This is a genomic window from Flavobacterium arcticum, assembly GCF_003344925.1.
In the GTDB taxonomy this organism is placed as follows: Bacteria; Bacteroidota; Bacteroidia; order Flavobacteriales; family Flavobacteriaceae; genus Flavobacterium; species Flavobacterium arcticum.
Genome location: NZ_CP031188.1, coordinates 2,729,933 through 2,742,563, shown reverse-complemented (window position 1 = coordinate 2,742,563; position 12,631 = coordinate 2,729,933). Strand labels below are relative to the sequence as shown.

The window sequence follows — 12,631 nt, the reverse complement described above, 5'->3', positions numbered from 1 at the left end:
ATAATTATGATTAATAGCTACATTTGTGCATTATATAGTTATTATGAAAATACTACACGTATCGGGAGCCAGAGGATGGGGGGGGAATGAACAACAGCTTATTGATTATATACCTGAACTCGAAAAGTTGGGAACGGAGCATATTGTTTTTGGTGTTACCAACTCGATACTGCACAACCGTTGCAAAGAATTAGGTATTAGTTTTATTGAAGCTAAAAAGAAAAAACTAAATAAGTTTGCCAATTATCTATACTTAAAAGATGTGGTAAAAAAGGTAAAGCCCGATGTTATTCATTTGCATACCAGCGATTCACTTACGGTATATACTATTTCTGATTTGCTTACAGGGCTTAAAACCAAAGCTGTTTTCTCTAAAAAGGGGATGGGTAGCCGTAGTAGTTTATTAAGTAAGTATAAGTATAACTATAAAAATGTTGCTGCTACTATATGTGTTTCTCAAAGAGTACAGGAGGAATTTTCAGCGATATTAACAGAAGCTGCTAAAAAGAAAACCATCGTAATACACGATTGTGTTTCGCCTGATATTTTAAAAGACACCAATGATGCTGAGGATATAAGAGCGAAATTTAATATCCCCGAGAATACTTTTATAGTAGGTAATATAGCCAACCATACCGCTGCAAAAGATCATTTCACTTTAATTGATACAGCAGACCACCTTATTAATACAATGGGGCGAAAAGATGTAGCTTTTGTACAAGTGGGGGAATATACCAAGCTCACAGATGAATTAAAGGAACTTATTAAAGAAAAAGAACTTGAAAAACACGTGTTTTTTATGGGACGTATAGCAGGAGCTTATCGATTTAATCATCAGTTTGATGCGTTTGTAATGACATCGCAACGTGAGGGCGGACCAACATCGGTATTGGAAGCAATGCTTCTGGGTTTGCCTGTTGTTACTACTAATGTGGGTGTAGTACCCGAAGTAATGGTGAACGGTACTAATGGTTTTATTTGCGCTGTAAAAGATTATAAATGCCTTGCCGAGAATCTGGCTAAACTTATAGATGATGAGCAACTTATAGAGAAATTTTCTGAATTGGGGAGTAATGCCATAAAAAAAGGGTTTATGGCAGCAACATTAGCTCCGCAAACCCTTGATGTGTATAAAAAAGCAATGCAGTAACTTATTTATCTAAGTACTGATCTACACCTTTTTCTATATAGGTTAATTTTTTTTGGGTAGTTTCTTCTTCAATTTTACGATTAACGTCAATGTGGCTTTTTGATTGTTCTTTATGGTAAATGTGATAGGCTATACCACTATATTTTAAGCGTTTGCCCAGTATGCCTAAGTTGTGTAGTCGTTGTATCATTTCGCTGTCATCTATACCCCAACCCACAAGGCTTTCGTTAAACCCGTTGATAGCCATAAAATCTTTTTTCCAGAATGACATATTACAACCTCTTAATTTTTTAGAACGTAGTGATACGGGTTTTATAAAGTTCATGAATAACGGCACACGCAGCGTGCGTCCTCTTTTTTTGATACCACTTGATAAGAAACCGAAATGCATAAGCTGTTTTTTATACAGTTCGGGTAGCTTTTCTTTAGTAATCGTAACTCTAGAGCCAAACAGGTACATACCCTCTTCGGCAAAGCGCAGGTGGTCTTCTATAAAATGCTTTTCCATAATTATATCGCCGTCAATCTCTATAATATAATCGCCTTTTGCTTGTGCAATGGCTTTGTTCATTATAGCAGGTTTTCTGTTGCCCTTATCCTCATGCCATATATGTATTAGAGGCACACTAAACTTATCCTTGTACTTATCAATTACACTTTTTGTTTCTTCCTTAGAACCATCATCGGCAATAATAATTTCGTCAGGTAGGTGGGTTTGCCTTAGTAAACTCAATAGTAGCAGTTCTAATGCTTCTGGCCAGTTATAGGTAGGTGTTACAAGGGTAGAAGTAGGTAGTTTTCGCATAGTGGCATTTTTTAGAAAATAGAAGTGTTATGATTTAATCTTATAAATACCCAAAGCCTTTTTGAGCATTTTGTTAAATAGTACCCAGTTTACGTACAGTCCGTTTTTAAAGCTCGTCCAAGCCCATTTGCTGTGCGGCAGTATGTTTTTACTGATGTTGGCTTGCATAGCAGGCGAAACGATAAACTCGGTTTTTACATCTTCCCATTTTATATTACCATAACCATCAAATTCGTTTACTTTGTTCTTTTCATGTATTATGGACATCCACAATCTTTTATCGGTTACTTGGGTAATACGGGTTTCTTTTTTCCAATGATTATGGTCGTTAAGCCATACCGTTTTTGGTTCGTTATTTTTTTCAATGAGACTTATGAAAGGATTAAATATATGCTCTTTTTTACCAAGCATAACAACAGGTTTTATTTGTAACGAATAACCTTTTATAACATCTATAGCCATATAATCTTGCTCCTTAAACTGATTTTGCACCTCGTTTATAAAACTGTTGCGAATACAATCATCATTATCAATACGTGAAGTGATAAGGTAAGGTACATTTTTTGTCTCGGCAGTAATCAAGTTTTTTATCTCAGGATAAAAAGCAGGCATTCCTTCGATATAAAAAAGTTTTATATTACCGTGCCCAGCAATAAGAGTTTCTATTTTTTGTCTGTAAGTATCAGGAGTAGTTATATCAAAATAAATAAGCCATGTAAAGTTCTTATTGGTTTGTGCTACTACCGATGGAAAACAAAAGTTTTCGAATAGCCAAAGCCTATGTTCTAGCCATTCATCCGTAAGTAAGGTTTCGTTGTTTTTGGTAACATCCCACTTAGGGTTTTTAAGGTTAAAACGAGTAATGAGGTAATGGCTAAACATATATTGATTTATGGATTATTTGGTAAAAATAAAGCAATTATTTGAAGTCTAAAATGCAAATGGTTACTTTTGTTGAAAATTGCAGTTGCCGATGAATAAAGTGATCCATACTGATTTTCAGAATCAGTCCTCAGAAATTACAGCGATAATCGAAAATTTCGCTACACAAGGTACTTTATTTATAGATGGTAAGCGTAACAAAATAAAGCTTTTTGAGTTAGGAGGTACTACAGTAAATGTAAAATCGTTTAAAGTGCCTAATGTTGTAAATAAGTTGGTTTACCGTTTCTTTCGGAAGTCTAAAGCCCAACGTTCTTATGAGTTTGCTAATATTCTATTAGAAAAAGGTATTGGCACCCCACAGCCCATTGCTTATTTTGAGCATAAAGCTGCTTTATCGTTACAAGATAGCTATTACATGAGCGAACAGCTTGAAGCCGACCTTACATTTAGGCAACTTATAGAAATACCTGATTATCCTGAACATGAAATTATATTGCGACAGTTTACGCAATTTACTTTTAAACTACATGAAAAAGGGATTGCTTTTCTAGATCATACACCTGGTAATACGCTTATAAAAAAAGTAGGGCATGAGCAATATGAATTCTTTTTGGTAGATCTTAATAGAATGCAGTTTCATTCTCAAATGAGTTTAGAACAAAGAGTTATTAATATGGCTAAGCTTACTCCAGAAGAACACCTGATAACAGTAATGAGCGATGAGTATGCAAAATTATATGGGTGTACTTATGAAGCGGTATTAAAGCCTATGATAAAACATACTCAATATTTTGCTAACAGGTTTCACAGGAAACGCGCCATTAAGAGAAAGCTAGGGTTACGAAAAAATTAAAAAAATAATATCTTTATACAATCGTTATACGGTAATTCAATAATAAATCAATATCTATGAAAATATCAGTAATAGTAAGTACATATAATGCAGAAAAATGGCTAGAAAAAGTACTTATAGGCTATAGTAACCAAACGTATAAAGATTTTGAAGTTATTGTTGCAGATGATGGTTCTCGTTCAACAACCAAAGATCTGATAGACCGTTATGCTGCCAATTATCCTGTTACTCTAAGGCATATTTGGCATGAAGATAAAGGTTATCGTAGACAAGAGCTACTTAATATAGCTATAGTAGAAGCTGCGAATGAGTATATTATTATGACAGATGGCGATTGCATTCCGCGTGAAGATTTTGTAGCAGTACATGCAAAGTTTGCCGAGAAAGGTAAGTTTTTATCAGGCGGGTACTGCAAACTACCTATGAGTACCAGTGAAGCAATAACAAAAGAAGATATACTAACTCAACGTTGTTTTGACGTAAACTGGTTAAAGGGTATTGATAAACTCGGTTTTTCTCAAAAATTAAAACTTTCCTCTAGTCCTATTCTTGCTACTGTTTTAGATAATGTAACGACTACAACTCCTTCTTTTAATAATTGTAATTCTTCAGGTTTTAAAGAAGACATGATAGCTATTAATGGTTATGACGAGCGTATGAAATATGGAGGTCCTGACCGTGAATTTGGTGAGCGTTTAGAGAATTATGGTGTAAAAGGAAAACAGATAAGGCACAAAGCAATATGCTTGCACCTAGACCATAGTAGGGGCTATAAGACCCCTGAATCATTGGCTGCTAACCTAGCAATACGTAAAGAAGTTAAAGAGAAGAAAATTAAATGGACTCCTTACGGGATAGTAAAAGACCCTCATCTTTCGCCTGTTTCATAATACGTTTTAAAAACGCTTCAAGATCATTTTCAAATAAATTTAGCGTGAGTTTTTTATACAGTTCTAATGATTGGTCTTTAAACTCTTTAGGGTGCTTAGTGCCATATATTTCAGGGAAATAATCTTTCAGGTGCAAAGCAGTATGCTTTTCGTTTTCAGTAAGCATATTCCATGAGTTTTTGTTTATCCATGGCGAGAAGATAGTAAAAGTAGGTATATCTAAGGCTTTAGCCATATTTACGGCTCCTCCTTCATTGCCTATTAATGCATTACATTGTTCTAGCACAGCTAAAAATGATCTAAGATCTTTAAAATAAAAATCAAAAAATATTTTAGCCTGTGTTTTAGGACTACATAAGTTATATATCTCTTTTGCTTTTTCTATTTGTGATGGCAGGTAGTTAAATAGTAGTTGTGCATTACAACTATCACTTATTTTATCTATCATTTTTGCCATTTCTTCTGCGGGCAGGCTTTTTATATTATCACTACCCAAAACACTTATCATAAATACAGGCAAATGCATATTGAGTTTTTCACTCATTTGTTTTTTTGCCTCTTGCCTTTCTTGCTCTATGAGGTATATTTTAGGGTAAACAATAGGGTGCTTTTTCTCTGTTAAAGCTTCTGCAAGCTGCATACGGTGATATAAAGCCGATCCTGATACTGTTTTATCTGGTGCTATTGTTTTATTGTAAAAAAATGAAGTATACCACTTTTTATATCCTATTTTGGTTTCGGCTCCAGAGAACGATGTTATAATTCCGCTTTCCCATTTGGCATAGGCATCAATTACTACATCATAATTTGTTTTTCTTATTTTTTTAAGGAATTTAAAAAACTTGAGTTTACTTTCTCTATATCCATCTTCAAATGGAATTATATTATCTATATTAGGGTTGTTTTCTACCACAGGTGTGGTAAAAGTATTTACCAAATAGTCTATGCGAGAGCACGGATATTCAGCTTTTAATGTATTACAAATACTACTACTTGCCAGTACATCGCCTATCATTTTTTGTTGTATTACCAATATTTTTGTACGTGCGGCATTCATTTCTCTTAGATATACATAACGCATGTATACATGATAGCCAAGTATTCGTGCAATTTCATAACCGCGCCTACCATTGATAAACCCAAATTTTAGTATGTAATATTTAAAGAATCGAAAGCCTGGTCGTACAGTAAAGTGGAAGATATTAGTATTTACCCCTTCATTATAAAACTCTGTAGCTTTTAATCTCGAATAGTGAAGCCTTTTTTGCAAGAAGTCTTCTTTATTTATAAAAGAATAATGCTCAATAGCATATTTTAGAACTCGACTTTTACCATTTATAATTAGTTTTTCGTGTACTAATTTATCAGAATAGCGACATTTAGATTTTCTAAAAATCCTAGCTGTTCTATCTTCATTAAAATTGTTATTTACAAGTGGTTTACCTTGATAGTAAAATACTCGTTTTACCCATAGTGCTACTTCTTCAGGACCACTTCTTACAACGTCTAGTATTTCATTTATACCTTTCTCTGTTATCCTTTCATCAGCATCAAAAAAAGCGATCCAATCATGTGTTGCAAGGTCTAGCGTATAATTACGTTGCGAAGAAAAATCATCAAATTTGCGCTGATAAAATTTTACATGAGGGTACTCTTCCTTTATTATATCAGGAGTTTTATCATCACTGTAAGAGTCTACAACAATAATCTCGTCTGCAAAAGACATGTTGTTAAGGTATTCTCTTATGTTGTGCTCTTCATTATATACAATGGCGAGCGCAGATATTTTTATGTGTTTTCCGCTCATTATCAGTTATTAAACCGCTACATCATATTCCCTTAAGGCATTATTGAGCGAGGTCTTTAAGTCGGTTGAAGGTTTACGTTTACCTATAATTAAGGCACACGGTACTTGATATTCTCCAGCAGCAAATTTTTTGGTGTAACTTCCTGGTATAACCACAGATCGTGCTGGTACAACACCCTTCATCTCTACAGGGGTATCACCTGTAACGTCTATAATTTTTGTCGATGCTGTTAGGCATACATTTGCACCTAGTACAGCTTCAGTTTCTACTTTTACACCTTCTACTACTATACATCTAGATCCTATAAAAGCTCCATCTTCTATAATTACTGGCGCAGCTTGTAGAGGCTCTAATACACCGCCAATACCTACACCACCGCTAAGGTGTACATTTTTACCAATTTGTGCACAACTACCCACAGTAGCCCATGTATCTACCATAGTACCACTGTCTACATAAGCACCAATGTTTACATAACTAGGCATTAATATAACCCCCGATGCTATATAAGCTCCATGACGTGCTACAGCATTAGGAACAACACGAATTCCTTTTTCTGCATAGTTATGTTTTAGTGGCATTTTATCATGATATTCAAAAATACCCGCTTCTAGCGTTTCCATTTTTTGTATCGGAAAATACATTACTACTGCTTTTTTTACCCATTCATTTACTTGCCAACCACCTTCAATAGGTTCGGCAACACGTAATTTTCCTGAGTCTAGTAATTCTATAACTTCACGGATTGCGTCGGTAGTTGATGGTTCTTGTAACAACGCTCTTTTCTCCCAAGCGTGTTCTATTATAGTTTGTATGGAATTCATAGCAAAAATTCTTTTGGGCAAAGATAGCAATCTAGTTAAATTATCGCTATCAAATAACTCCCCTATAGTATAATTCTTTTAACATTCTTTATCAAAAGAATAGTAATTGATTAAATTTACTAAAAAATCATTAATAATGAAAGATAATTTTTCGTTGCAAGCTAAAGATTATTCAATATACCGCCCTCATTATCCACAAGAAATGATTTCCTATATAATGACTTTTGTAAAAAATAAAAATAAAGCATTAGATGTAGCAACGGGTAATGGTCAGGTTGCTACTGCAATAGCTCTTTTTTTTACAACTGTTTATGGTATTGATATTAGCCAAAAACAATTAGACAATGCTGTACAGCAAGAAAATATTATCTACAAAATACAGAGGGCAGAACATACTAGTTTTAACACTGAAGAGTTTGATCTTATTACAATAGCACAGGCTATACATTGGTTTGAATTTGATGCTTTTTATAATGAGGTTTATCGCATCCTAAAGCCTTCAGGGGTTATAGCTGTAATGGGGTATGGACTTTTTCAATCTAATACAGAAACAGAAGGAGTAATAAATTATTTTTACAATAATATAATTGGTAATTTTTGGGATTCTGAGCGTAGGTACATAGAGGAGGAGTATAAAACAATACCTTTTCCTTTTGATGAGGTTGAAACTAACAAACAGTTTTCAATTACTTTTACATGGACATTTGAGCAGCTCGTGGGGTATCTTGAAACATGGTCTGCTGTGCAGCATTATATCAGGCAAAATGGCAGTAATCCATTAAATATTATAAAAGATGATTTAAAAGAAAGCTGGGCAAAAAGTGATATGAGGGTAACATTTCCTTTACTTTTGCGAATAGGAAGACTTGAAAAGAATTAACTTATGACAAATGATTTTTTTGGTAGTAAAGGAAAAGGACGTATTCTTGCTATAGACTATGGACTAAAACGTACTGGTATAGCAGTAACCGATGAAATGCAAATGATAGCTTCGGGGCTTACAACTATACCGTCGGGAACTGCTATAGAATGGCTAAAAGATTATTTTGAAAAAGAACATGTAGAAAAGGTTTTAATTGGTGAACCTAAGCAAATGAATAATGAGCCATCACAAAGTGCCCCGTTGATAGCTGCCTTTGTAGAAAAGTTTAAAAAATCATTTCCTGATATGGTTTTAGAGGGGGTAGATGAGCGTTTTACAAGTAAAATGGCATTTCAAACAATGATAAATAGTGGGTTAAAGAAAAAACAACGTCAGAATAAAGCACTAATTGATGAAATTTCCGCAACAATTATGCTTCAAGATTATTTATCACGAAAAAATATCATTTAAAATTTTCAATTTTAGTAAAAATTGAGATTACAATTTTTATAGCATGATATTAATATAAGTTTTAGAAAGCGTGGTTTACCTTTGCATTTTAAACTTTACCAATGTCTGATACCATACAAAACGAACCTGATGTTATATTAATTGGCGCAGGTATAATGAGTGCTACACTAGGTATGCTCTTAAAAGAATTAATGCCCGAAATAAAGATTGATATTTATGAAAGACTTGATGTTGCTGCTGCCGAAAGTTCTGCCGCATGGAATAACGCAGGCACGGGGCACTCTGCTTTTTGTGAACTTAACTATACGCCTACATTACCTAATGGCGAAATAGATACTAAAAAAGCGGTGAAAATTGCTGAGTTTTTTGAAGAGTCTAAGCAATTTTGGACATATCTAGTACATCAAAATCGTATCACCAAACCAGAAGATTTTGTAAACAGTGTACCACACATGAGTTTTGTGTGGGGTAAGGATAATGTAGATTATCTAAAAAAACGTTACAAAGCTTTACAAAAGTATCCGATATTTAAAGGGATGGAATATAGTGACGATCCCGAAACCATAAAAAAATGGATTCCATTAGTTATGGAAGGTCGCGATGCTAATGAGCCTATTGCTGCTACCAGCATGAAAATAGGTACTGATGTTAATTTTGGCGAGTTAACACGCGATATGCTTGCATGGCTAGTAGATCAGCCAGGAGTTAACTTATACTTTGGGCAAGAGGTGCGCGATATGCGTCGCTCAGGAACTGGTAATGGTAAATGGAAATTAAAAATAAGAGACCTTGAAACTGGAGAAAAGAAGCGAACTTATACAAAATTTGTATTTATTGGCGCAGGAGGCGGTTCGTTACACTTACTCGAAAAGTCAGATATACCCGAAGGTGATGGTTTTGGTGGTTTTCCTGTAAGTGGGCAATGGCTAAAATGTATTAACGAAGCGGTAATACAAAAACACGATGCCAAAGTATATGGTAAAGCATCGGTGGGGGCACCGCCCATGTCGGTACCGCATATTGATAGTCGTATGATAAATGGTAAAAGAGAATTGCTTTTTGGTCCGTATGCAGGTTTTAGTACTAAGTTTTTAAAACAAGGGTCATACTTGGATTTGCCTAAAAGTATAAGTACCGATAATATTTTACCGATGCTTGCAGCAGGTTATCATAACCTTGCGCTTACCAAGTACCTTATAGAACAGGTGACCCAGTCGCAAGAAGATAGAATGGAGGCTTTACGCGAATATTTGCCAGACGCTAAGAGTGAAGATTGGGAACTCGAAACAGCAGGGCAGCGTGTACAGGTAATTAAAAAAGATGCCGAAGAGGGCGGTAAACTCGAATTTGGTACAGAGGTTATTACTAGTGCCGATGGTTCGCTTGCTGCACTACTTGGCGCATCGCCAGGGGCGAGTACAGCAGTATCCATAATGCTAGATGTTATGAATCGTTGTTTTCCTGGTGAAATGCGAAGTGAAGCATGGCAGCAAAAATTGCGTGAAATGATACCATCGTACGGGCAATCTATAAATGCTAACCCTGAGTTATTGCGACAAGCACGATATAAAGCAGCTCAAGTACTAGGGTTAGAAACACTTGATGAAAAATACTATGAGTAGTTAAAACATATAGTTAGTAAGAATAAAAAAACATCCTTATGGGTGTTTTTTTGTTTTAAATTAATAATCTTACTTCCCTAATTCCAATTGCTTTGCAGCTTTTACAATCTTTTCAGACAAGTTATTAAGCCATATCAGTTGCTCTATAATAAGCTGTGCTTCCTGCATTTTTAGTTTAAAGGTTTCCTCATCAGTTAGATGGTTTTCTTGTAATTCGCGGGCACGTATGTTTTTCAGTTCGGTAAAGCGGGCAGCAAGTTCTTCTTTTTGTGCGAGTTGTATTTCTTCTGCCTGTATATCCATATTTAGTAGTGCTATGGTATAGTTTAGGTTTCGGGCAACGGCTTGTACTACTACATTAAAAGCATCTGATGCTTTTGTGGTATGATGTGATTGTATGTATGTACCCAACGATGCTAGTGATGACAACAACGTGTGGTTAAGCACCGCTAATTTATATACTTGTGGTTGTTGTTTTTGTTTCGATTTTGGTTCTTGTGTCATCCTTTGGTAGGATGCTGTTAGGTTGCCCACCTCTATAAAAGCACTTTTACGTGCTAGTCTATAAGAGGTAGGTACACTCCCTTTTTTATTATATAGTTTTGATATTTGTTCGAGATAATTTCTGTTGGCTTCAATAGATTTTCTTATAAATACAGGTAGGTTTATAAACTCCCAAGACGGCCATAAAAAATGATTGGCTATAAAAGCAAGGGTAGCACCTACAGCAGTATCTATTAACCTATACTGTATTACCTGTGCAATATCAGGGTTTAGCATACTATATACAAATACTACAAAAATAGTTACAAAAGTAGCCCCAATTCGGTAGTTAATAGCTGTAAAAGTAAAGCCCAAAAGCATAAACCCTATTGCTAAAACTGCAATAATAACAGGGTGGTGCAGTAGCGTTAACAAACCAAAAGCGATAATACAGCCTATAACAGTACCTACAATACGCTGATAAGAGCGCTGTTTTGTAAGCCCGTAACCAGGACGCATAATTACTATTATAGTAAGCAATATCCAATATACTTTTTGTAAAGGGAATAGCGCTCCAATAATAAAACCAATGGCTATAGTAATGGTAAGCCGTAACGATAGCCTAAAAATAGTAGAGGAGAAGCTTAAGTTTTCTTTTAATGTGTGTAATGGGTAATACTCTGGTGTCAAGAATTTCTCCATGTCTTTGTCGCGTCCCTGCATATCTTTAATTGCTGTATTCAGGGTAAATGCACGCTCCATTATTTTAATTTTTTCAACCTGCTTTTCGGCATAATGTAACATATTAGTTAACAGGTATACATCCTCTGTAGCTGCTTTACCTCTCTCGTTTTCATAGTCACGTATTGCTTTATCAAATGCTTCGAGGTCATCCAGTAATTGGTGTATTGTAATGTATTTCTTTTTGTTTTTAATACTTTTTGATATATTCTTTAATGCAGCAGCAAGGTTATAGGCAAGGTTTTGATAAGTAGTAATAACCTTGGGGTGTGTACTGAATTTTTCACGTAGTTTACTATGGTCAAAAGATGTAGATAATGCAAGCTCCATCATTTCTACAAGCGATATAAATACTAAAAGCATTTTTCGGCTACGGTTAGAGTTACCAGCATTAGACCCCGAACGTAATAATACTTCTCTAAGACTTTCATGATTAGCATTAAGCTCTACCTGTAAGAAAAGTTGCTTTCTAGTAATTTTTTCGGTATTGGCATGAGTGTCCCAAAGATGCCCACGTTGCTTCATGTATTTACTGGTCAGTTTTAAACATTCTGCCATTTGTAATTCAGTATAACGATGCGGACTCAGGTAGTTAAAAATTATTGATGTTAGTGTATATATAAGCCCTCCTGCCCATACTAAGCCACAATATATTACTATGTCCCAGCCTTGTTGTACATGACCACTAGCGAGTGCAAGTGCGAGTAAACCAGAAAATGATACCATTGTAGCTCTTTGCCCATAAACAGATATCATAGAGAGTAAAAACACCAGTAGTAATATAACAGGGTAAAACAATGCAGGGATGTTATACAACAAATTCACTGTAAGTGTACAAACCACAATGATTATTGATGTTGTTAATAAACCTCGTGTACGGTGTAATAGGTTACTAGGAATATCGGCAGGATAAGTAAGTACAGCTCCAATAGCCAAGGCAAACCCCATTTGGAATAAATCAAACTGCGATAATATAATAACAGGCATTACTGCCGCAAATGTAACAGTAAGTGCTTTGGTGAAATTTGTACTATCAATAAACTGTTTTAATTTTTCTATCATTCTTTTTTCCTGTCTAACAAAGGTAGTAAATGGCTAGCTATTATGGCTTTTATCCTGTAATTCTCACAAAAATTTAGCATTTGTAATAGTATAAGGAAAGATGAATTATTTTTAATTTACTATTTTTGCGCACGATATTTGATTAATGCTTGAAGGCTGGTGCAATGCCCTAAAA

Annotated in this window: 11 protein-coding genes; 6 read left to right on the top strand and 5 right to left on the bottom strand. The window is 34.9% G+C overall.

What is annotated here, in order from left to right; translation table 11 throughout:
* The first annotated feature begins 43 nt into the window (after window positions 1-43).
* Window positions 44-1,150, top strand: a complete 1,107-nt coding sequence (locus DVK85_RS12385) for a glycosyltransferase family 4 protein (protein ID WP_114678743.1) — start codon at window positions 44-46, stop codon at window positions 1,148-1,150.
* 1 nt (window position 1,151) lies between these two features.
* Here DVK85_RS12385 and DVK85_RS12380 read toward each other — a convergent pair whose 3' ends face one another.
* Together DVK85_RS12380 and DVK85_RS12375 are read right to left on the bottom strand one after the other, a co-directional pair.
* Window positions 1,152-1,955 carry a glycosyltransferase family 2 protein gene (locus DVK85_RS12380; protein WP_114678742.1) on the bottom strand — a complete coding sequence of 268 codons (804 nt, stop codon included), beginning with the start codon at window positions 1,953-1,955 and terminating at the stop codon, window positions 1,152-1,154.
* A gap of 27 nt (window positions 1,956-1,982) precedes the next feature.
* Window positions 1,983-2,837 (bottom strand): glycosyltransferase, encoded by an 855-nt coding sequence (locus tag DVK85_RS12375; RefSeq protein ID WP_114678741.1) that lies wholly within the window; start codon window positions 2,835-2,837, stop codon window positions 1,983-1,985.
* Between the two features lie 91 nt (window positions 2,838-2,928).
* Here DVK85_RS12375 and DVK85_RS12370 point away from each other — a divergent pair, with 91 nt between their 5' ends.
* Together DVK85_RS12370 and DVK85_RS12365 are read left to right on the top strand one after the other, a co-directional pair.
* Window positions 2,929-3,693 (top strand): lipopolysaccharide kinase InaA family protein, encoded by a 765-nt coding sequence (locus DVK85_RS12370; RefSeq protein WP_114678740.1) that lies wholly within the window; start codon window positions 2,929-2,931, stop codon window positions 3,691-3,693.
* A 56-nt stretch (window positions 3,694-3,749) separates the two neighbouring features.
* Window positions 3,750-4,583, top strand: coding sequence for a glycosyltransferase family 2 protein (locus tag DVK85_RS12365; protein ID WP_114678739.1), 834 nt, complete (start codon window positions 3,750-3,752; stop codon window positions 4,581-4,583).
* Here the strand turns inward: DVK85_RS12365 and DVK85_RS12360 are convergent.
* Together DVK85_RS12360 and DVK85_RS12355 are read right to left on the bottom strand one after the other, a co-directional pair.
* Window positions 4,528-6,390, bottom strand: coding sequence for a glycosyltransferase (locus DVK85_RS12360; protein ID WP_114678738.1), 1,863 nt, complete (start codon window positions 6,388-6,390; stop codon window positions 4,528-4,530). The genes DVK85_RS12365 and DVK85_RS12360 overlap by 56 nt on opposite strands.
* Window positions 6,391-6,399: 9 nt before the next feature.
* The gene (locus DVK85_RS12355) at window positions 6,400-7,215 is read right to left on the bottom strand and encodes a 2,3,4,5-tetrahydropyridine-2,6-dicarboxylate N-succinyltransferase (RefSeq protein ID WP_114678737.1); all 816 of its coding nucleotides are present in this window, start codon (window positions 7,213-7,215) and stop codon (window positions 6,400-6,402) included.
* A 136-nt stretch (window positions 7,216-7,351) separates the two neighbouring features.
* On the opposite strand from DVK85_RS12355, the gene DVK85_RS12350 reads away from it, so the two are divergent.
* From DVK85_RS12350 to DVK85_RS12340, 3 genes are all read left to right on the top strand, one after another.
* On the top strand, window positions 7,352-8,095 hold the full coding sequence (locus DVK85_RS12350; protein ID WP_114678736.1) for a class I SAM-dependent methyltransferase: 744 nt from the start codon (window positions 7,352-7,354) through the stop codon (window positions 8,093-8,095).
* A 3-nt stretch (window positions 8,096-8,098) separates the two neighbouring features.
* Window positions 8,099-8,548: a Holliday junction resolvase RuvX gene (gene ruvX, locus DVK85_RS12345; protein ID WP_114678735.1), complete on the top strand. Its 450-nt coding sequence runs from the start codon at window positions 8,099-8,101 to the stop codon at window positions 8,546-8,548.
* Window positions 8,549-8,649: 101 nt separating this feature from the next.
* On the top strand, window positions 8,650-10,170 hold the full coding sequence (locus tag DVK85_RS12340; protein ID WP_114678734.1) for a malate:quinone oxidoreductase: 1,521 nt from the start codon (window positions 8,650-8,652) through the stop codon (window positions 10,168-10,170).
* A gap of 69 nt (window positions 10,171-10,239) precedes the next feature.
* Here the strand turns inward: DVK85_RS12340 and DVK85_RS12335 are convergent, their stop codons facing one another.
* On the bottom strand, window positions 10,240-12,456 hold the full coding sequence (locus DVK85_RS12335) for an FUSC family protein (RefSeq protein WP_114678733.1): 2,217 nt from the start codon (window positions 12,454-12,456) through the stop codon (window positions 10,240-10,242).
* Window positions 12,457-12,631 lie beyond the last annotated feature (175 nt).

Bases quoted from the DNA above. Each gene is read 5' to 3' on its own strand.
- DVK85_RS12385 (WP_114678743.1), top strand. From the start codon at position 44: ATGAAAATACTACACGTATCGGGAGCCAGAGGATGGGGGGGGAATGAA.
- DVK85_RS12380 (WP_114678742.1), bottom strand. From the start codon at position 1,955: ATGCGAAAACTACCTACTTCTACCCTTGTAACACCTACCTATAACTGG.
- DVK85_RS12375 (WP_114678741.1), bottom strand. From the start codon at position 2,837: ATGTTTAGCCATTACCTCATTACTCGTTTTAACCTTAAAAACCCTAAG.
- DVK85_RS12370 (WP_114678740.1), top strand. From the start codon at position 2,929: ATGAATAAAGTGATCCATACTGATTTTCAGAATCAGTCCTCAGAAATT.
- DVK85_RS12365 (WP_114678739.1), top strand. From the start codon at position 3,750: ATGAAAATATCAGTAATAGTAAGTACATATAATGCAGAAAAATGGCTA.
- DVK85_RS12360 (WP_114678738.1), bottom strand. From the start codon at position 6,390: ATGAGCGGAAAACACATAAAAATATCTGCGCTCGCCATTGTATATAAT.
- DVK85_RS12355 (WP_114678737.1), bottom strand. From the start codon at position 7,215: ATGAATTCCATACAAACTATAATAGAACACGCTTGGGAGAAAAGAGCG.
- DVK85_RS12350 (WP_114678736.1), top strand. From the start codon at position 7,352: ATGAAAGATAATTTTTCGTTGCAAGCTAAAGATTATTCAATATACCGC.
- ruvX (WP_114678735.1), top strand. From the start codon at position 8,099: ATGACAAATGATTTTTTTGGTAGTAAAGGAAAAGGACGTATTCTTGCT.
- DVK85_RS12340 (WP_114678734.1), top strand. From the start codon at position 8,650: ATGTCTGATACCATACAAAACGAACCTGATGTTATATTAATTGGCGCA.
- DVK85_RS12335 (WP_114678733.1), bottom strand. From the start codon at position 12,456: ATGATAGAAAAATTAAAACAGTTTATTGATAGTACAAATTTCACCAAA.